The 19,731-nt window shown below is 69.8% G+C and carries 19 protein-coding genes; 9 read left to right on the top strand and 10 right to left on the bottom strand.

The features are described 5' to 3' along the window. Positions 1 to 282: 282 nt before the first annotated feature. Both DFI_RS04795 and DFI_RS04800 read right to left on the bottom strand, forming a co-directional pair. Positions 283 to 1,128 (bottom strand): CoA transferase, encoded by an 846-nt coding sequence (locus DFI_RS04795; protein ID WP_027462135.1) that lies wholly within the window; start codon positions 1,126 to 1,128, stop codon positions 283 to 285. A gap of 68 nt (positions 1,129 to 1,196) precedes the next feature. Next, positions 1,197 to 2,123: a hypothetical protein gene (locus DFI_RS04800; RefSeq protein WP_244940318.1), complete on the bottom strand. Its 927-nt coding sequence runs from the start codon at positions 2,121 to 2,123 to the stop codon at positions 1,197 to 1,199. A 240-nt stretch (positions 2,124 to 2,363) separates the two neighbouring features. On the opposite strand from DFI_RS04800, the gene acnA reads away from it, so the two are divergent. Then, positions 2,364 to 5,078: an aconitate hydratase AcnA gene (gene acnA, locus DFI_RS04805; RefSeq protein WP_027462136.1), complete on the top strand. Its 2,715-nt coding sequence runs from the start codon at positions 2,364 to 2,366 to the stop codon at positions 5,076 to 5,078. A 110-nt stretch (positions 5,079 to 5,188) separates the two neighbouring features. Here the strand turns inward: acnA and DFI_RS04810 are convergent, their stop codons facing one another. The 6 genes from DFI_RS04810 to DFI_RS20565 all read right to left on the bottom strand — a co-directional run bounded on the left by DFI_RS04810 (position 5,189) and on the right by DFI_RS20565 (position 10,782). Further along, complete coding sequence (locus DFI_RS04810; RefSeq protein WP_027462137.1) at positions 5,189 to 6,556, bottom strand: NAD(P)(+) transhydrogenase (Re/Si-specific) subunit beta; 1,368 nt, start codon at positions 6,554 to 6,556, stop codon at positions 5,189 to 5,191. A gap of 3 nt (positions 6,557 to 6,559) precedes the next feature. Next, a complete protein-coding gene (locus DFI_RS04815) occupies positions 6,560 to 6,880 on the bottom strand; it encodes an NAD(P) transhydrogenase subunit alpha part 2 (protein WP_051307480.1) in 321 nt (106 codons plus the stop codon). 10 nt (positions 6,881 to 6,890) lie between these two features. Next, on the bottom strand, positions 6,891 to 8,015 hold the full coding sequence (locus tag DFI_RS04820; protein WP_027462138.1) for an NAD(P) transhydrogenase subunit alpha: 1,125 nt from the start codon (positions 8,013 to 8,015) through the stop codon (positions 6,891 to 6,893). Positions 8,016 to 8,317: 302 nt separating this feature from the next. After that, the gene (locus tag DFI_RS04825) at positions 8,318 to 9,658 is read right to left on the bottom strand and encodes an NF041680 family putative transposase (RefSeq protein WP_081425713.1); all 1,341 of its coding nucleotides are present in this window, start codon (positions 9,656 to 9,658) and stop codon (positions 8,318 to 8,320) included. A gap of 168 nt (positions 9,659 to 9,826) precedes the next feature. Continuing rightward, positions 9,827 to 10,222 (bottom strand): hypothetical protein, encoded by a 396-nt coding sequence (locus tag DFI_RS04830; RefSeq protein ID WP_051307481.1) that lies wholly within the window; start codon positions 10,220 to 10,222, stop codon positions 9,827 to 9,829. An 89-nt stretch (positions 10,223 to 10,311) separates the two neighbouring features. Beyond that, positions 10,312 to 10,782: a hypothetical protein gene (locus tag DFI_RS20565; protein WP_211235341.1), complete on the bottom strand. Its 471-nt coding sequence runs from the start codon at positions 10,780 to 10,782 to the stop codon at positions 10,312 to 10,314. Positions 10,783 to 10,912: 130 nt separating this feature from the next. Here DFI_RS20565 and DFI_RS04840 point away from each other — a divergent pair, with 130 nt between their 5' ends. From DFI_RS04840 to rdgB, 5 genes are all read left to right on the top strand, one after another. Beyond that, positions 10,913 to 12,037: an XdhC family protein gene (locus DFI_RS04840; protein WP_027462139.1), complete on the top strand. Its 1,125-nt coding sequence runs from the start codon at positions 10,913 to 10,915 to the stop codon at positions 12,035 to 12,037. A gap of 62 nt (positions 12,038 to 12,099) precedes the next feature. Further along, positions 12,100 to 12,507: a YbaN family protein gene (locus DFI_RS04845; protein ID WP_244940319.1), complete on the top strand. Its 408-nt coding sequence runs from the start codon at positions 12,100 to 12,102 to the stop codon at positions 12,505 to 12,507. After that, entirely contained in the window at positions 12,500 to 13,504 is a 1,005-nt protein-coding gene (locus DFI_RS04850) for a 4Fe-4S dicluster domain-containing protein (protein WP_027462141.1), read from the top strand. Before DFI_RS04845 ends, DFI_RS04850 begins: the two co-directional genes overlap by 8 nt. A 118-nt stretch (positions 13,505 to 13,622) precedes the next feature. Then, the gene (locus DFI_RS04855) at positions 13,623 to 15,038 is read left to right on the top strand and encodes a D-alanyl-D-alanine carboxypeptidase/D-alanyl-D-alanine-endopeptidase (protein ID WP_027462142.1); all 1,416 of its coding nucleotides are present in this window, start codon (positions 13,623 to 13,625) and stop codon (positions 15,036 to 15,038) included. 87 nt (positions 15,039 to 15,125) lie between these two features. Next, complete coding sequence (rdgB, locus tag DFI_RS04860; protein ID WP_373295768.1) at positions 15,126 to 15,728, top strand: RdgB/HAM1 family non-canonical purine NTP pyrophosphatase; 603 nt, start codon at positions 15,126 to 15,128, stop codon at positions 15,726 to 15,728. Positions 15,729 to 15,792: 64 nt separating this feature from the next. Here rdgB and DFI_RS04865 read toward each other — a convergent pair whose 3' ends face one another. Next, positions 15,793 to 16,239, bottom strand: coding sequence for a SufE family protein (locus DFI_RS04865; RefSeq protein WP_027462144.1), 447 nt, complete (start codon positions 16,237 to 16,239; stop codon positions 15,793 to 15,795). Positions 16,240 to 16,340: 101 nt separating this feature from the next. On the opposite strand from DFI_RS04865, the gene DFI_RS04870 reads away from it, so the two are divergent. The 3 genes from DFI_RS04870 (at position 16,341) to DFI_RS04880 (ending at position 18,666) form a co-directional block, all read left to right on the top strand. Then, positions 16,341 to 17,213: a sulfurtransferase gene (locus DFI_RS04870; protein WP_027462145.1), complete on the top strand. Its 873-nt coding sequence runs from the start codon at positions 16,341 to 16,343 to the stop codon at positions 17,211 to 17,213. 279 nt (positions 17,214 to 17,492) lie between these two features. Then, positions 17,493 to 18,068 (top strand): hypothetical protein, encoded by a 576-nt coding sequence (locus tag DFI_RS20690; RefSeq protein WP_244940320.1) that lies wholly within the window; start codon positions 17,493 to 17,495, stop codon positions 18,066 to 18,068. A 121-nt stretch (positions 18,069 to 18,189) separates the two neighbouring features. Next, positions 18,190 to 18,666, top strand: a complete 477-nt coding sequence (locus DFI_RS04880; protein ID WP_027462146.1) for a hypothetical protein — start codon at positions 18,190 to 18,192, stop codon at positions 18,664 to 18,666. Positions 18,667 to 18,733: 67 nt separating this feature from the next. Here DFI_RS04880 and DFI_RS04885 read toward each other — a convergent pair whose 3' ends face one another. Continuing rightward, positions 18,734 to 19,696: a metallophosphoesterase family protein gene (locus DFI_RS04885; RefSeq protein ID WP_027462147.1), complete on the bottom strand. Its 963-nt coding sequence runs from the start codon at positions 19,694 to 19,696 to the stop codon at positions 18,734 to 18,736. Between the last annotated feature and the right edge of the window lie 35 nt (positions 19,697 to 19,731).

The following is a 19,731-nucleotide window of genomic DNA, read 5'->3' on the forward strand; positions in this document are numbered from 1 at the left end:
AGCAACCAGACCGACTTACTCCGAATTGCCCCCCATCCGGGACACCCTCACGACCCGCCCCCGGCAAGGGACGGAACATCGGCCTCACCGCTTTCCGTGAGGCCCCAGGCCGGGCCACATCGCCACGTACGCGGACAGACGTCGCTTCCACCACACCCGCATCGCCTTGACCGGGACCGCCAGTCCCTCAGCGCTGCTCAACCTGAACAGTGGAACTGGCAGGACCGCCGTCCAGTGCTCCAGTGGCGGCCTTAACCGCCTGTTCGTAAAGGCCAAGTCCGATTAGTCACCCCAGGGGCCCTCAGTTTCAGTCACCGCCACCAGGGGCAGGTCCTCTCGGGCGGCCACGTCCACCCAGTGCGCTGTCGGGTGCCCGGCGAGGGTCCGCTCAGCATCCGGGCCCAGAGTCGCCGTCCAGCGGCCCACGAAATGCGCCTCCAAGGGTGCTGCGGCCACCCAACCGTCCGCCGTGCGGTACAGCCGGTACGTGGCCTGCGCCCCCGAGAGCAGTCCGCCCGGCGCGGTCAGCCCGTACCTGAGCGGCGCGGACGCGAACCGCGCGGCGTCCCCCAGGCCCACCACCCGTTCCCGCTCGGCGCTGCCCCGCTCGCGGCCCAGCAGCAGCGCCAGCGCCGCCGCGTACGCCTCGCGTCCGCCCAGCACGTCGGCCAGCAGCGTGCGTGGCATGGCCGGGCTCACGGGGTCCATCAGGCCGGCGGCCGCCTGGTAGGTCAGGTCATGCCCGGGGGTTTCCGGGTCGCGGGTGTCGCCCACGATCCGCACCCGGCACAGGTGGGGGAAGTCGGCGTCCAGCGCCGCAGGGGAGAGGCCCAGCCGCGCCAGCGCCGAGGGCCGCGAACTGGTGAGCAGCAAGTCCGCGCCGGCCAGCAGCGCCCGCAGCTCCGATTGGCCTGCGTCCGTCTTCAGGTCCAGCGTCCGGACCTCCACGACCCGGTGCAGGTCGGCGTACCACCTGGCACTCAGCGCCTTCAGCGGGTCGCCGCCCGGGGGTTCGACCTTCACCACCCGCGCGCCGTCGTCCCGCAGTGCGGCGGCCGCCAGCGGGCCCGGCAGGTTGGGGGCCAGCGTCACCACGCTGAGGCCCGCCAGCACGCCGGGGCCGGTCATGCCGGCCGGGGAAGGTTCAGGGCGGCGTGTGGGTTGGTCATGCCCCAGCGTAGCGGCCGGGTGGGCGCTCAGCCCTGCATCTGTGTGATCAGGTTCAGCACGCCTTTTTTCATGTCCTTGCCGGCGCTGCCCTCAGCCAGGATCTCGCCGGTTTCGCGGTCCACGATGCGGGCCAGGGCGCGGGGTTTGCCCTTCTCGTCGTGTTCCAGCACGACTTCCAGGCGCTGGCCGGGCATCAGGCCCTCGCGGGCATAGTTCATGCACCAGCTGGCCCAGTTCACCTTCTCGTCGGGTTCGGCAGCGGCTTTAGCGGCCTGCTTTTCCTGGTACGCCTGGGTTTTCTGGTTCACCTGCTCGCGGATCACCTCGTACCGCTGGGCGGGGCCCAGTTCGGCCAGCGCGACCTGACTGCCGCTTTCCGGGTGGTACACGGTGGTGTCGGGCGTCATCTTCTGCACCACGTTCGCCATGATCCGCAGTTCCGGCGCGGGCGGACCTTCCCACGGGGCGGGTTCGTCCGTGTCCGCGCCTTCCGGCTGGCGTTCCTGGGCGAGGCGGGCGACGAGGCGCCGCTGCTCGGGTTCCAGTTCGGTCAGGATCTTCGCGGCGCCCTTGAAGGCGCGGGCCTGCCGCTCGCTGATCGGGGCGATGCCCAGCGGTTCGAGGACCTTGGTGACCTCGTTCGCCTCGATGATCCGGTCGGCCTGGCTGGGCGTGAAGTCCCAGCGTTCTTCCAGGTACGCCTCGAAGGTGTCGTGGGTGGCGCGGAACAGTTCGTTGTCGCGGATCTCGCTGAGGGCCTGCCCGGTGCGCTGGAAGTCGCGCAGGCCGTCGCGGACGGTGGCTTCCAGGTTATGCAGGCGCTGCACCTCGTGCGGGGCGAGGAGTTCCGTGGCGTGGCGGGCGGGCGCGGCCGGGGGCAGGGGGGCGAGGTCGTGCAGGTCGTCCAGGTCCGAGTCGGACACGGGGAAGGGCAGATCGAAGTCTTCAGTCATGGGGTCTCACGGGTTCGGGAAGGGGAGAGGGTGGGATGATGGGGGAACGATAACAGGCGGGCCCGGCCTGCCCCCAGGCCCTCCTGTTGTCCCTATAGGGGTGACATAGCCGGAGGCGCGTGCCTGAGCGGGTAACGCCCGCCGCCAGCACCCCCCAACGTATGATGAACAGGCACTCAAGCCCCACCACCCCGGACCCCCGGCGGCCAAGGCCCAGAGCTTAAAGGAGGCACGACCCACATGGCGAATGCGATGAACCTGTTCGGCACGCGCGACACGCTCACCACGAGCAGCGGCAAGAAACTGTACTTCTACAACCTCAACAAACTCCAGGGCCACGACGTCTCCAAGCTGCCCTTCTCCATCAAGGTGCTGCTCGAAAGCGTCCTACGCGAAGCCAACGACTACGACGTCCGCCGCGAGGACGTCGAGACCGTCGCGAAGTGGAACCCCACCAACCCCGAAGTGGAAATTCCCTTCAAGCCCGCCCGCGTGATCCTCCAGGACTTCACCGGCGTGCCCGCCGTGGTGGACCTCGCCGCCATGCGCACCGCCATGGTCTCCCTCGGCGGCGACCCCAGCAAAATCAACCCCCTGATCCCCGTGGACCTCGTCATCGACCACAGCGTGCAGGTGGACGAGTTCGGCACCGAGTTCGCCCTGGCGAACAACATGGCCCTGGAATTCGAACGCAACCGCGAACGCTACGAATTCCTCCGCTGGGGCCAGCAGGCCTTCGACAACTTCGGCGTGGTGCCCCCCGCCAGCGGCATCGTGCACCAGGTCAACCTCGAATACCTCGCCAAGGGCGTCCAGAGCCGCCCCGAGGACGACGGCGTGGTCGTGTACCCCGACAGCCTCGTCGGCACCGACTCCCACACCACCATGATCAACGGCCTGGGCATCGTCGGCTGGGGCGTCGGCGGCATTGAGGCCGAAGCCGTCATGCTCGGCCAGCCCATCTACATGCTCATGCCCGACGTGATCGGCTTCAAGATCACCGGCTCCATGCCCGAAGGCGCCACCGCCACCGACCTCGCCCTGCGCGTCACCGAGATGCTGCGCAGCGCCGGCGTGGTCGGCAAGTTCGTCGAGTTCTACGGCGCCGGCCTGAGCAACATGACCCTCCCCGACCGCGCCACCATCGCCAACATGGCCCCCGAGTACGGCGCCACCATGGGCTTCTTCCCCGTGGACGACGAGGCCCTGCGCTACCTGCGCCGCACCGGCCGCCTGGAAGACGAGATCGAACTGGTCGAGGCGTACTACAAGGCCCAGGGCATGTACCGCACCGACGACACCCCCGACCCCGTGTTCACCAGCACCATCGAACTGGACCTGGGCACCATCGTCCCGTCGCTCGCCGGCCCCAAGCGCCCGCAGGACCGCGTGAACCTCACCGACATGCACACCGTGTTCGCCGAAGCCCTCACCGCCCCCGTGAAAAACCGCGGCTTCGAACTGTCCGGCGACAAACTCAGCGCCCAGGGCACCATCAGCGGCACCGACATTAGAATCGGCCACGGCGCCGTGACGCTGGCCAGCATCACCAGCTGCACCAACACCAGCAACCCCAGCGTGCTGATCGCCGCCGGCCTCGTCGCCAAGAAAGCCGTGGAAAAAGGCCTCAAGAGCCGCGCCTGGGTCAAGACCAGCCTCGCCCCCGGCTCCAGGGTCGTCACCGAGTACCTGGAAGCCGCCGGCCTCCAGCAGTACCTCGACCAGATCGGCTTCAACACCGTCGGCTACGGTTGCATGACCTGCATCGGCAACAGCGGCCCCCTGCCCGAACCCACCGTGGACGCCATCAACGAAGGCGACCTGGTCGTCGCCAGCGTCCTGTCCGGCAACCGTAACTTCGAAGGCCGCGTCAACCCCCACATCAAGGCCAACTACCTCGCCTCCCCGCCCCTGGTCGTCGCATACGCCCTGGCCGGCACCGTCGTGAACGACATCGTGAACGACCCCATCGGGCAGGACCAGGACGGCAACGACGTCTTCCTGAAAGACATCTGGCCCACCAACGCCGAAATCCAGGACGCCATGGACCGCAGCATCACCGCCGACATGTTCAAGAAGGTCTACGACGGCATCGAGAAGAGCAACGCCGACTGGAATGCCATTCCCGTCGCCGCCGGTGACCTCTTCGACTGGAAGGAAGACAGCACCTACATCCAGAACCCCCCCTTCTTCGACAACCTCGCCGGCGGCGCCAGCGAAATCGAGAACATTCAGGGCGCCCGGGTGCTCGTCAAGGTCGCCGACAGCGTCACCACCGACCACATCAGCCCCGCCGGCAGCTTCAAGGCCGACACCCCCGCCGGCCGTTACCTCACCGAACGCGGCATCCTGCCCAAGGACTTCAACAGCTACGGCAGCCGCCGCGGCAACGACCGCATCATGACCCGCGGGACCTTCGCCAACATCCGCCTGAAAAACCAGCTCGCCCCCGGCACCGAAGGCGGCTTCACCACCAACTTCCTGAACGGCGAGGTCACCAGCATCTTCGACGCGTCCACCGCCTACAAGGAAGCCGGCATTCCCCTGGTCGTCCTGGCCGGCAAGGACTACGGCATGGGCAGCAGCCGCGACTGGGCCGCGAAGGGCACCTTCCTGCTGGGCGTCAAGGCCGTCATCGCCGAGAGCTTCGAGCGCATCCACCGCAGCAACCTCGTCGGCATGGGCGTCCTGCCCCTCCAGTACAAGAACGGCGAAACCGCCGACAGCCTGGGCCTCACCGGAGAGGAAACCTTCGACTTCATCCTCCCCGCCGACCTCAAACCCCGCCAGGACGTGCAGGTCCGCATCACCGGCCAGGACGGCCAGAGCCGCGAGATCACCGTCCAGTGCCGCATCGACACCCCCGTCGAAATCGACTACTACAAGAACGGCGGCATCCTCCAGACCGTGCTGCGCGGCATCCTCGCCAAGAGCAAAGGCGAAGTCAACGCGTAACCCCTGATGAACAAAGGCCCCCGCCCAGTGTGGCGGGGGTTTTTCATCTGCTGACAGAGAGTAGGGCGGCGTTCCCCGAAGGGAAGATGCCGCCCTATTTCTCTTTGCCCCTACCCGAGGCTCTTGATGTTGGTGATGACGTCGGCGATGGCCTGCTGGGCGCTGCCGTACAGCATGCTGGTGTTGTCCTGGAAGAACAGTTCGTTCTCGATGCCGCTGTATCCGGCGCCCTTGCCGCGTTTGTTCACGATAACCTGGGCGGCCTTGTCGGCGTCGAGGATGGGCATGCCGTAGATGGGGCTGCTCCTGTCGTGCCGGGCGACGGGGTTCACGACGTCGTTCGCGCCGATGATCAGGGCAACGTCTGCGAGGGGGAATTCGCTGTTGATCTCGTCCAGGTCAAAGATCTTGTCGTAGGGCACGCCGGCTTCGGCGAGCAGGACGTTCATGTGGCCGGGCATGCGGCCGGCGACGGGGTGGATGGCAAAACGCACGTCCACGCCCTGCTCTTCGAGGAGTTTGGCCATTTCCCAGACCTTGTGCTGGGCGCCGGCGACGGCCATGCCGTACCCGGGGACGATGATGACTTTCTGCGCGAAGCGCATCATGGCGGCGGCGTCCATGGCGCCGACTTCCTTCATGGTGCCCTGGGGGCCGCTCACGGACGCCTGAGCCTCGCCGGTGATGGGTGTGAAGATGACGCCTGTGATGGCGCGGTTCATGGCCTTGGCCATCAGTTGCGTGAGCAGGATGCCGGACGCGCCGACGACGATCCCGGCGATGATCAGGGCGGGGTTGTACAGCACGTAGCCCTCGAAGCCCACGGCAAGGCCGGTGAAGGCGTTGAGGAGGCTGATGACGACGGGCATGTCGGCCCCGCCGATGGGCGCGACCAGCACCACGCCGAGCACCAGGGCGAGGAGGAAGAACAGGAGCAGGATCAGGGTGCTGGGGCCGCTGGCGATGATCAGGGCGCCCAGCAGGACGGTGATCAGCGCGAGGAGGCCGTTGAACAGGTTCTGCCCGGGGACCTTCCAGGCTTTTTTCATCAGGCCCTGGAGTTTCAGGAAGGCGACGATGCTGCCGCTGAACGCGACCGAACCGATCAATGCGCCCAGCACGGCCAGGGTGGTGACCACGGCGCCGGTGACCTCGCCACGCGCGAATTCCAGCGCGGCGATCGCGGCCGCGGCGCCGCCGCCCATGCCGTTGTACACGGCGACCATCTGGGGCATGTCGGTCATCTTCACGCGCTTGCCGAGCACCCATGCGACCCCGCCGCCCAGGATGATCGCCAGCAGCATCAGGCCGTAGTTACGCATGCCGGGCGTGAGGAAGGTGACCAGGGTGGCGAGGACCATGCCCACACCGGCCCAGTTGATGCCCTTGCGGGCGGTGACGGGGCTGCTCATGGCCTTCAGGCCCAGGATGAACAGGGCGGCCACCACGAAGTAGGAGATGTCGATGATCCACTGCACGGCTCAGTTCACCTTCTCCGGGGTGGGAATGGGCTGGATGGGTTCTTTTTTCTCGCGCCTGAACATGCCCAGCATGCGTTCGGTGACCACGTACCCCCCGGCGGCGTTCGCGGCACCGAGGAACACGGCGAAAAACCCGAGGGCCTGTTCCAGTGGCGTGACCGCGTGCCCCATGGCGTACATGGCGCCCACCAGCACCACGCCGTGCACGAAGTTCGACCCGGACATCAGCGGAGTGTGCAGGATCACGGGCACGCGGGAGATCACCTCGTACCCGGTGAAGGCCGCCAGCATGAAGATGTAGATATAGAAGAAGTCGTTCATCGCATCCCCCTTACAGCCCCAGGACCTGTTTCACGCCGGCGTGTTTCACTTCGCCGTTCGCGGTGAAGGTCGCGCCGGTCAGGACCTCGTCCGTGTCGTCCAGCGTGAGCACGCCGTCCTTGATGAACGGCCCGATGAAGTTGAACAGGTTCCTGGCGAACATCTCGCTGCTGGACACCGGCATGTTGCTGGGCAGATTCACCGGCCCGATGATCCGCACGCCGCCCACCTGCACCTCCTGGTTCGGCACGGTGCCCGAGACGTTCCCGCCCGTCTCGGCGGCCATGTCCACGACCACCGCGCCGGCCTTCATGCCGCGCACCATGGCGTCCGTGATGATCAGGGGGGCCTTCTTCCCGGGCACGGCGGCCGTGGTGATCAGCACGTCCGCCATGGCAACCGCCTTGCCAAGCCTCTCCGCCTGCTGGCGCTTCTCGTCTTCCGTCAGTTCACGCGCGTACCCGCCCGTCCCGGCGGCACTCACGCCGGTGTCCACGAACTTCGCGCCCAGCGACTCCACCTGCTCCCGCGTTTCCGGGCGCACGTCGTAGCCCTCCACCATGGCGCCCAGGCGCCTGGCCGTGGCGATGGCCTGCAGGCCCGCCACGCCCGCGCCGATCACCAGCACCCGCGCCGGGCGGATCGTGCCGGCCGCATAGGTCAGCATGGGAAAGAACTTCGGGCTGAAGGCCGCCGCGATCAGCACGCACTGGTACCCGCTGCACGCCCCCTGAGACGACAGGATGTCCATGCTCTGCGCGCGGGAGATGCGCGGCAGCAGCTCCATCGCGAAACTCGTGATGCGGCCGCCTGCCAGCGCCTGCGCGCGTTCCGCGCTTCCGTACGGTTGAAGCAGCCCGATCACGACCGTGCCGGGCTGCAACGACTTCAGGGTGTCGGGGGCGAGCGGACCGACGGTCCACAGCATGTTCGCCCGGGCGGTCACCTCCTGCTCGGTGTCCACCCACGTGACCTCCGGGTAGTCGCCTTCCGGGATGCTGGCACCCGCCGAGGCGCCGCGCTGCATCACGAGTTCGGCGCCCTGGGCGCGCAGTTTCTTCGCGACGTCCGGCACCAGCGGCACGCGCCGCTCGGTGGGGTCCGGACTTCTGAGTACTCCGATCACTACACCCATGCTCACTCCTTACGGCACTGCCTGCCGGAATCGGGACGCGAAAGCGCCTCGTGAACTGGCTCCGGAACGCAGAGCACCTGCTTTGAACGTGACCAAATTAGACCACCTTCGGGAGGTGAGTGTCCCGTGAAGGTGGTGCTCGCGGTGGGGGTAGCCAAGGGCCGTTGCCAGAGGCCGGCCCCGCCGGGGAGCAGGCGGGGCCGAAAGTCAGGTGAGCGGCTGTGTCGTCCGCGACTGGTTCTTAGCTCGTGATTTAAGACGACCGCGCTTGTCGCGGTCGTCTGTCGTTGGTGCGAAGGCTATCAGGCACTCTTTTTCAAGGCCGGGAAGCGAGGTGCTCGGCCTGAACACTTCCCTTTAGGGCGTCCTGGTGAACGACCTGACGGTTTTGGCGCGCATGTTGGACTGCCCAGGGGCACCAACAGTTGGACAAAACCCTGCCTGACTCGACTGGGGGTCAAGCGACCACATTCCTGTGGTCGCTGCCACGGGAGACGATGATCGGTCACGACGGGCTGAGCCAGTCGCAGTTGGGTAAACGCCAGCAGCACCAACAGCGTCCACCGGTCCGCTTGCTCCGGGTGACGCACCCGGGGCGTTTCCCAGTTCAGGGTCTGTTTGCGGAAGCGGAACGTATGTTCCAGGTCGAACCGCCGCGTGTACGCGCGCCACACCATCCCCAGATCGGGCACGCCTGGCCCCCGCCACCAGAGCCAGAAGGCCTGCGGTTGACGCGTTTCCCGGGGCAACTTCGCCACCTCCAGCAGCATCACCGTCCCGGTATACGTCGGCTTGAAGTGCCGTGATCCTGGTCGTGTGTCCTGGCTGGACTTGACATGCAGCGCGGTCCAAGCGCGCACATGCACCGCTCCATACTGCTCCGTCGTTTCCAGATGTTCCAGATGGGGGGCAGGCCAAGTCGTCTGATCCGCACACAGAAACTTGGCGCCATGAATCCGTGGCCGGCCCCCCTGGGGACCCGGACGTGTGGTGGCATCGAAGAAGAACCGTCGGTTGCGTCTTACACGGACAAGGACGCTGACTGTGTCAGCGTCCTTGAGTTTTGCCAAGCGGACCGGGTCGTACCCACCATCAAACACGAACAGCGGCGCTGCGGTCCCGGGAGGCAATAGACGGACGATGTGCTGAACCTGTTCATCGGCCAGCTCGTGCGCGGTCCGGTCGGGGGCGACCCGGCGCACATCGAGGGGTGCCGTCCAACTGCTGCTGACGGGTCCAAGCTGCGCGGCCCAGGAGTACGACCAGCCCGCAACCACAGGTTTTCCGGCGCTGTGTCGACTCGGGTGATAGAAGTATCCACGCTGTGGACTCGTCTCGGCATCGTTTCGGACCCAGGTCGAGGTATCAATGGCGAAGACGAGTGGATGGTCGCAGTTCAGCGTGGTACCGACAAGCGCTCGAACACGCTCGATGTCGAGCGTGCCCTTGGTCAATGCCGCGTATAGGCTGCCATGACCACGCTCAAAGGGCCCTTGCAGGCTGAGGTGCGCGAAACTGGGGACCAATCCGGCGACGGTGATGGCATCGATGAGATTGAACAGCGCATCCGCACGATGGTCGAAGCAGTGATAGACATCGTTCCGGAAGGCCTGCAGGCGGTCCACCTTTGCTGCAGCGTTCATACTCGATGGTACAGAACGCCGCCTACGCCAGCTTCAAACAGTTAAATCACGAGCTTAGACGCAGCGGTTGATTGCCCCGCGCTTCCTCAGCACCTCAGGGTGTCGTGCCCGGAAAGGATTGAAGAGGAAGGTCCCCGCCGAGTCCGATCAGGCGTGCATCCGCTGTGTTCAGCGGTCAATCAGCACCGCTTCCCATTCGGCGGCCTGCGTGTCGTCGTGCACCTGCCCACCGGCGCGGCTGTACGGCAGGCTCAGGCGCATCAGTTTCCAGGCCCGGTCACCGGCCATCAGGGTGTACGTGCCGTGTACGTTCGGTTCCGCCACCCGTTTGGGCGTTCCCTGGAACACCACCCGGACAGGCGTACCCTCGGACAGGGCCGCGTGGGGGGACGCGGCGACCTCACCGTGAAACTCACGGTCCGGGTCGGTGACGTCGCCGTTCCACGCGCCGCGCAGGGTCACGGTCAGCTGTCCCTGGTTCCCGGCAACTGTTCCGGACGGCGCCGGGGAGGCAGGCGCGGGGCCAGGGGCCTTGGGGGTGCCGTGGTCGTCGTTGCCGCTCATGCGCCCATGCAACCTCGGGCACGCATGACTGCGATGAGCCTCACCTTCACGGCCCAGGCCGTTTCTTTACCCCTTCGTCAGGTGGCGGTTCAGGAGGAGGTGCCGTCCGGCCGGGCGTCCGAGTCGGCGCCGGTTCCCGTGGAGGGCGCCGTGCCTGCGCTTCCGCCTTCCCCGCCGTCCTGGAAGGGGGGGCGGTTCACGGTGCCCGTGCCCGGTCCCGCACTGGAGGTGCCGGCGGTTGAGGTGGTGGCGACCGGGGCGATCAGGTCCTGCTGCCCTTCGGTGTGCGGGGCCTTGGGGTCCTCGCCCAGTTCGGCGATCAGGCGCTCGCGGCTGGTGATCTCCTCCTCGATGCGGCGGATCTCGTCGCGCACGCCGTGCAGCGTCTCGGCGCCGGCGTTGCCGTGGTACGAGCGGCCCAGGCGGGCGTAGGTGGCGTCCAGCTCGCGGCCCAGCTGGAAGACTTCCAGGCGCAGCCGCGCGACCTGCGCGACTTCCTCGCCCCGGCGCTGCACGCGTTCGGAGGCCTTCTTCACGGTGTTCAGGATGCTGTCCAGCATGCCCTCAGTGTGCCGCGTCCGGCCGGGCGGGTGCGTGAGCGTACCGCCCAGGGCCCTTCACCCGTGAAGAAGCGGTCAAGGCGCGCAGCGGCGCTACAGTGGGGCGCACCATGACACCCTGGGGCGCCCCGTGACCGCCGCCGAAACCCGATTCCTGCTGGACGCGCTGCGCCGCGCCCGCACGCAGGGCCTGGGCGCCGCCTTCGCGACCGTGGTGGGCGTGCAGGGCAGCGCGTACCGCCGCGAGGGCACCCGCATGCTGGTCCTGGAAGGCGGCGCGCAGGTGTGCATGCTGTCCGGCGGGTGCCTGGAGGCCGAGGTGGTGGAGGTCGCGCTGGCCGCCCTGCGCACCGGGGAGCGGGTCCTGACGCACTACGACCTGTCGGAGGACGCCACCTGGGGGCTGGGGATCGGCTGCGGCGGCAGCGTGGACGTCCTGGTGGAACCCGTCCGCGCGGACGACGCGCCGTTGAACGCCTGGATCGCCGCCCTGGAAGCGGGGGAGACGGCGGCGCTGGTCACGCCCCTGACCGCCCCAGGGCAGGTGTTCGTGCCGGCCAGCGGCGACCCGGTTGGGACCCTGCCGGACCCGGCCCTGCACGCCCACGCCGTGCACCTCGCGCGGGAGCGGCTGGCCCTGCGGGAACCGCGCGCCGCCACCCTGCCCGCCCCGGACGGCACGCCGCTGTTCGTGGACGTGACCGGCCCGCCCCCGCAACTCGTGCTGTACGGCGCCGGGCACGACGCCCTCCCGCTGGCCGCGCAGGCCCACGCGCTCGGGTACGACGTGCACGTCATCGACCCGCGCCCCGCGTACCTCACGCCCGCCCGCTTCCCCGGCGCGGCCCTGCACGCCCTGGATGCCGACGCCCTGCACGCCTTCACGCCGGGCGGCCGTGCGCACCTGATCGTCATGAATCACCACCTGGACCGCGACCGGCTGTGCCTGGCGCACGCCCTGCATTCCGACGCGCCTTACGTGGGCGTGCTCGGCCCGCGCAGCCGCGCCGAGACGCTCCTGGAAGACCTGCGGCGGGAGGGCGTGTCCTTCACCCCGGCGCAGCTGGCGCGGCTGCGCGCCCCGGTCGGGCTGAAACTCGGGGCGGAGGCACCCGAGGAGGTCGCCCTGAGCATCCTGGGGGAACTGATGGCGTGGCGCCGCGGGTACCCGGGCGGGTTCCTGACCGGGCACCCCGGCCGCATCCACGACGCCGAGACGCACGCCGCCGCGCCCCCCCTGCCCGGCGGGCCCTGAGCCCCCGCCGGAAAGGAACGCAGGGCGGCATGTCCCGCCCGGGCAGCCGTTACCCTGGGCGGGTGAAGTCGTCCGCGCCACCCCGACCCGCCGCCCGACCCTCGCGCCTGCGGCCCCTGTGGCTGGCCGCCGGGTTCCTGTTCACGGGCCTGGGCGTGCTGGGCCTGATCCTGCCGGTCCTGCCGGGCACCATCTGGTTCATCCTGGCGGCCGCCGCGTTCGCCCGCGGGGACGAGCGCTGGGAGGCGTGGCTGCTGTCCCGGCCCGTGATCGGGGACCTCGTGCGGGACTTCCGGGCCGGGCGGGGCATGCCGGCCCGCGCCAAGTGGATCGCGTGCCTGAGCATCACGCTGGCCGTCGCCCTGAGCGTGCCGCGCATTCCGGCCGTGGCGGGGCAGGTGGCCACGCTGCTGCTGGGCGTGGCGGGCGTGGCGTACATCCTGTTCATGGTGCCCACCCGCCGTGCTTAAGGGCCTGCTCGACACCCTCAGCGAGTCCACCGATCCCCTGCCGCGCTTCACGGCCCCGCGCTGCCTGCTGGAACGCCAGACGATGGGTGGCTGCGACGCCTGCCACGCCGCCTGCCCGCACGGCGCGGTGGAACTGGGGCCGCTGGGCAGCAGCGTGCGCATCCGTCCGGACCTGTGCACGTCCTGCGGGCTGTGCGTGCAGGCCTGCCCGACCGGCGCGCTGGAGTTTGCGCTGCTGCCCGCCCTGCAGAGCGTCCGGGACCAGCGGGATACCGCCGAGGGGCAGGCGACCCTCACCTGCGCTCCGTCCGGCGCGGGCGGGCCGCACCTGCCGTGCCTGGGCCGCGTCACGCCGGCCCTGCTGGCTGCCTCCGGCGCCTGGGACGTGCCCCTGACCCTCATTCACGGTGACTGCGCCGCCTGCCCCGTCGGCGCGCTGGACGTGCCGGATCGACTGCGCGCCGTTCTGGAGGACGCGCAGCGGCTGCGGGAACCGACCGGCCGCCCGGCCCGCGTCACCATCCGCCCGGCCGAGCCCGGCGACCGGGACCGCGCGGTGCGCATGGACCGCCGCGGCGCCTTCACCGCCCTGTTCCGCGCCGGCCGGCAGCAGGTCGCGCAGGCCCTCCCGGACCGGCCCCTGCCGTTCGTGGACTGGAGCGTCCCGGAGGACCGCACGCCGGAGGAATGGAAGTGGCGCCGCGCCGCCCTGAGCCCCGCCCCGCCGGAGGACGCGCCCGTGCCCTGGCCGGCGCCCGTGGTGGACGACACCTGCATCGACTGTCCGGTGTGCGCCACCGTCTGCCCCACCGAGGCGATCACCCGCGAACTCCAGCCGGACGGCGGCGTGAAACTCCTGCTGAACCTCGGCGCCTGCACCGGCTGCATGTCCTGCCTGAAGTCCTGCCCGCCGCAGGCCATTCACCGTCAGGAGGAGTGGCTGCCGGCCGCCTTCCGCGTGTCGATCCTGCTGCGGGAAAGCGACAGCGTGATGTGACCCCGGGCCAGGAGGCTGGCTATCGCCTCAAGCGGAAACGAGCGGCGGTCCGGCGCCGGCTGTTCGCCCGGACGGCCACCGGACCGGACCGCCCGGCCGGGCCGGGTATGCTGGGCGGATGCGTGTGATGCTGCCGGGAGCGGCCCTGCTGGGTCTGGTGCTGGGGGTGGCCGCGGCGCCGGCCCCGACGAGCCCGGCCCGGGCGCCTGCGACCGCGCCCACCGCACGGGCACAGGCCCTCCCCGGCCTGAGTGCCAGCGTGCAGGCCGCGCTCGCGGGCGTGCCGGACGACGTGCAGGTGGGCGTGTGGGTGCAGGACCTGACGACCGGCCGGGTGCTGGAAACCCTGACGCCCGGAACGACGTTCATTCCGGCCAGCACGATCAAACTCCTGACGGGCGCCGCCGTGCTCCTGGACCGGCAGGGCCTGGAAGGCTGGTGGAGCGCCGAACTGACCGTGCCCGCCGCCCAGGCCGGGCAGGCGCGCGTGAAGGCCCTGACCCTGCGGGGCAGCGGCGACCCCACGCTGACCGTGCGGGACGGCGCGTACAGCCTGCGGACGCTGGCACGTCAGGCCCACTCGCGCGGCGTGCGGGAGGTCGGGGAACTGCGCCTGGACGACGGGTCGTGGCAGGCGGGCAGCTGGGAGGACGCCGTGATCGGCGTGCCCATGACCGCCCTGAGGCTCGCGGAGTGGTACGACGACCCGCCCGCCACCGCGGCGGAGGCGCGCACCCGGCTGGCCTCGGCGCTCGCGGCGGAACTCCGCGCCGCCGGCATTCGCGTGCTGCGGGACGCGCCGGGCGTGGCGGAGCCCACGCGGCTGTACGTGCCGCCCGCCCGGCAGGACGACCAGGGCAACCCCCTGCCGCCCGACCCGGTGATCCCGGCCGGCCAGAGGCCGGAGGTGGGCGTGGCGGGCGTGCGCAGCGCCTCCGCGCGGGACGTGCTGTACGCCACCGAGCGGCCCAGCGACAACCTGCGCGCCGAGGAGCTGCTCGCCACGCTCGCCCCGCGCCGGGGCGGGTCCCTGCCGCTGGCCCTGAAGCGCGAGGGGGCCCTGCTCGCGGGGGCCGGAGTGAACCTGACCGGTGCGGTTCTCGCGGACGGGAGCGGCCTGAGCCGCGAGAACCGCCTGACGCCGCGCACGCTGGGCAGCCTGCTGAAGGTCATGCACGACCTGCCCTATCCCCTCAGCGCCCGGCCGGGCGAGGCCCGCGCCCCGGGCACCCTGTACGCCGCGCGGCAGAACGTGTTCGCGGAGATGCTGCCCCAGGCCGGCACCGGGGAGACGGGATGGCGACAGGACGGACGCGGCGGCACGCTGGCCCGCCGCCTGCTGGATTCCGGTCTGGACGTGCGGGCCAAGACGGGCACGCTGCCGGGCGTGAGTGCCCTGGCGGGGTACGTGACCGGGACGAGCGGGCACACGCTGGCCTTCGCGCTCCTCATGAACGGCCCGGAGGACACCCCGATCCTGACCCTGCGGGCCGTGCAGGACCGCGCGGTGCAGGCGCTGGCCGCCGTCCACTAGGCCTGCTTGACGGGGCCGGGCCGGGTTCCTCACCGAAAGTGCGCATTTCTTCACTGTCATCACGGGCGATTGCGTAGACTGCCGGGCGTGAAGAAGGTGGTCGTCGCGACCGGCAATGCCGGCAAGGTTCGGGAAATTCAGGAAGCGCTGGGGGACCTGGGCTGGGACCTGCAGCCGCTGGGCAATGTTCCCCTGCCCGAGGAGACGGGCGCCACCTACGAGGAAAACGCGGCCCTGAAAGCCTGCACGGTTTCCATGATGACCGGCGAGGTCGCCCTGGCCGACGACTCCGGCCTGGAGGTCGCCGCCCTGAACGGCGAACCCGGCGTGTTCAGTGCCCGCTACGGCGGCCTGAACAGCGACCTGGACCGCAACGTGCACCTGCTGGACAAGCTGCGCAAGGTTGCCGACCGCCGCGCGAAGTTCGTGTCCGTGGTGATCCTGGCCCACCCGGACGGCCAGGTGGAGTCGTACCGCGGGGAACTGCAAGGCACGCTGCTGGAAGGTCCGCGCGGTGAGGGCGGGTTCGGGTACGATCCGCTGTTCGTGCCGGATGGCGACACCCGCACCCTGGCCGAGATGACCGTCACGGAAAAACGCCAGATCAGCCACCGCGGCAAGGCGCTGGCCGCGCTGCGCGCCGCGCACGAGCAGGGCCTGCCGGCGCCGGTCGCCATGACCCTGGAATAGGGGAGGCAGTGAGGAGGGGCAGGGGTGCCGATTGGATGCCCCTGCCCCTCCTCTGGATTGCTGTTCAGCCCGCCGTCGCGTACTTCTCGCGGACCTCGTTCTTCAGGCGGGTGAGGATGGCGCCCATGCCGCGCAGGCGCATGGGGGTGATCAACTCGGTCAGGCCCATGTTCAGGTAGAAGTCGTTGGGCACGTTCAGGATCGTCTCGGGCGTGGCGCCGTCCAGCGCCTCGTGCAGGATGCCGGCGTAGCCGCGCACGGTGGGGGCCTCCTCGGGCACCTTGAAGAACAATCTCACGCCGCCCGCGTCGTCCTGCTCGGTGACCAGGAAGAACGGGCTGGTGCATTCCGGGACGGGCTGCATGAACTCCGGGTGCTCCACGTACTTCTCGGCCAGCGGGGGCAGTTTGCGGCTGTATTCCAGCAGGGCCTGGAGGCGCAGGGCCTTCGGGGCGGACCGGAACAGGCCGGTGATGGCCTGAAGTTTCTCGGGCAGGGCGGCGTCGGTCATGCGCCGAGTGTAATGCGCGGGTCCGGCCGGCAGGGGGTTCAGGACACCAAGTCGTCCAGTTGACCTTTCCAGTCAACTATCGGTCAGGGTAGAATTCAGCCATGACTGACACCTCCGGCTACGCCAACGACGTTCTGGTCAGCACCCAGTGGGTCGCCGAGCACCTGCAGGACCCCACCGTCCGCCTGATCGAGGTGGACGAGGACATCCTGCTCTACGACGTCGGCCACATCCCCGGCGCCGTGAAGCTCGACTGGCAGCAGGACCTGTGGCACCCCGTCGAACGCGACTACATCAAAGAAGACGAGGTCGCCGCGCTCCTCGGCCGCCTCGGGATCAAGGACACCGACACCGTCGTCCTGTACGGCGACAAGAGCAACTGGTGGGCCAGCTACGCCTACTGGTTCCTCACCTACAGCGGCGTCAAGGGCCTGCGCATCATGAACGGCGGCCGCCAGAAGTGGGTGGACGAGGGCCGCGACCTCACCACCGACCAGCCCCAGATCACCCCCACCACCTACCCCACCCCCCAGCGCCGCGAGGACCTGCGCGCCCTGCGCGAGGACGTCCGCGCCCACATCGCCGGCGTGCAGGCCGGCCAGAACGCCCTGGTGGACGTCCGCAGCCCCGACGAGTTCAGCGGCAAGGTCACCCACATGCCCACCTACCCGCAGGAAGGCGTGCTGCGCGGCGGGCACATCCCCGGCGCCCGCAACATCCCCTGGGCCCGCGCCACCAACGAGGACGGCACCTTCAAGAGCGCCGAGGAACTCCAGGCCCTGTACGCCGGCGAAGGCGTCACCAAGGACAAGGACGTCGTCGCGTACTGCCGCATCGCCGAACGCAGCAGCCACACCTGGTTCGTGCTGCACGAACTGCTCGGCTACCCCAAGGTCCGCAACTACGACGGCAGCTGGACCGAATGGGGCAACGCCGTGGGCATGCCCATCGAAAAGACCTACACCGAAGAATAAGCACGAAAGCGCAGCCGAACCGGCCGGGACCGCAGGAATCACCTGTGACCCCGGCCGGTTTGCGGTCGTCAACTGCCGCGCCGATCCATACTGCGCGATCACCCGGATGACGCACCCAGCTCGAAGCGGACCCTGCGGTGCCCTCAGCGCAAACCTGACCGACACCCACGGTCCACCCGGGCCACATCCTGGCAAGCCCCCCGATCGGGCGTGCAGCATTCGCCTAGGGACGGGCCTTCTGCACGAACTATGTAATGTTCGCCCCGTTACTCTGATCTCATGCGCTTCCTGCTGCTTTTCCTTCTCCTTGTCGTGGTCGGGTTCGTGGCGTGGCGCCTGCTGGGCCGCCGCTCCCCCGGCACCCCCTCGCAGGACCGCCGCACCGCTGGCCTCCCGGAACGCCCCTCCTCCGTGCGCGTGGTCCCCACCGCCGAGGACACCGCCGGCCCCGCCCTTGCCGCCGCGGCCGTGGCGCCCGCCGCCCTGACCCGCACGACCAGCGTCACCCCGCCCTCCACCCTGGGCCTGGACGACCCGGACGCCGTGCGTCCCGACCTGGACGAGGACGCCATGGCCTCCGCCCGGACCCTGATCACGCCCGCCGTGCCCGACGCGGTGCTCTCCGACGCCCTGCTGGACGCCACGCCGGAGCAGCTGCAGCACCTGTTCGCCGCCGTGCCGCAGGACGTGATGGCCAACGCCCTGGGTGACGACGTGCACCTCGCCGGCCCCCTGGCCGAGAGCGAGAAGGCGCAGCTGAGCGGCCTGGGCGACGAACTGGACACCCTGGACATCTGGGACTTCGGAACGGACGCCGGGACGCCTGACCCCCAGGGGCCCGGCCACAAGGCCTGACCCCGAACACCGCCCCCTAACTGCGCCCGCCTGAAGTCAGGGACGGGCGCGGCCTTTTGCTGTGGTGGGCAGGCCTTGAAAGTGCCTCCTGTGCCTCCTGCACGCCCTAATCTCTGAGGCGATGAGCGCCCCTGCCCCCGAACTCGCGGCCCTGTGGCCCGCCCTGGTCTCCCTGCCCGTCACCTGGGCTGCGCTGCCCGAGCAGGGCGTGACGCTGCCCGGGGGCACGCACCTCTCCCTCCGTGACGCCCCCGACGGCACGCACCACCTGGACACGGTCCTCCACGCCTCCGAGGACTTCACGGAGCTGTTCGACGGACGGGGAGACTACACGGAGGAGGAACTCGACGACCCCTCCGCAGTCGTGGACCGGCGCTGGGACGAGGCGCGCGAGGTGCTCGGCACGGTTCTCGCCGGGGCGATCCGGGTGCTCGGTGAGCCCGCGGAGGCGACAGAGAGCCATCCGGGCCGGGTGTCCTGGCCGCTGGAGGACCGCACCATCGTCGTCGGTCTGAATCAGGCCGACCAGGACTGCCCGATCGAGATGCGCCTGTGGCTGCTGCCCCCCGGCCGCACCCTGGACAGCCTCGGTCTCTGAACATGGTCTCCGTCATGCCGCCGGTGTCATCGGGCGGGGTTCCGACCCTTGCCAGCCGTGTTCTGGCTTAGCGTCGGAAGTCGGTCACGCGGCGCAGCGGGCCGTTGAGGCCGTTCAGGGCGGCCGGCAGGGACGCCGTGGGCACCTCACGGCCGGTCTCCGCGTCGAAGGTCTGGAAGGTGGCGCGGCCCTCCGCGGGGCGCAGCGTCAGCAGGGTCACGGTGCTGCGGGCGGTGCCGGGCACCCCCACGTAGTCGCGCCCACCGATTCCTCCGCTGGACAGGATGTTCAGGCCGCCCAGCCGCCCCGGGTAGTACGCCGCGTGGTGCCCGTGCACGTAGGCGAGCACCTCCCCCGCCTCCATGATCTGCCGCAATTCCGCCGCGCCGGCCAGGACTTCCCCGGGGCGGTTCTTGCCGGCACTCACGCCTGCCAGCGGCAGGTGGCCCAGCACCAGCCGGATGCCGGCCCGGCGCGCGGCCGGGGAGGCGAGCTGGGCGCGCAGCCACGCCCGCTGTTCGCCGCTCACCTGCGGTCCGGCGGCGTCCAGCGACACCACGAAGACCGACCCGCCGCCCAGCGTGAAACTGAACCGGAAGGGAAAGGCGGCCCGGTCCGCGAAGGCCACGGCGGGCGGGTGGGCGGTCCAGTACGCCTGCGCCTCGCGCCGGTCGCGGGCCAGGCTGGCGTCGTGGTTCCCGAGCGTGAACGCGAACGGAATGCCCGCCCGGGCCAGCGGCCCCTGCACGTCCCGATCAAAGGCCGCCCACATGGCCTGCACGGCCGCGTCCGTCAGGGACGCCTTCTGCCCGGCGATCAGGTCCCCGGCCGACAGCACGGCGTCCGGCCGCCACTCGTTCACGATCCGGCCCACCACACGCTTCACGGCCGGCGGGTAGGTGGTGCTGCCGTACGCGCCGTTGAAGTCGCTCAGGACCACCACGCGCACCACCTCCGGGGCGGGCGGGGCCGCGCCCAGCAGGCCGGGCGTGAGCAGCAGGAGGGTCAGGGCAAGGCGGCGCCGTCGCATGGAATCAAGTCCAGCACGGTTCCCTGAGGGGACGG

The organism is Deinococcus ficus, assembly GCF_003444775.1.
In the GTDB taxonomy this organism is placed as follows: Bacteria; Deinococcota; Deinococci; order Deinococcales; family Deinococcaceae; genus Deinococcus; species Deinococcus ficus.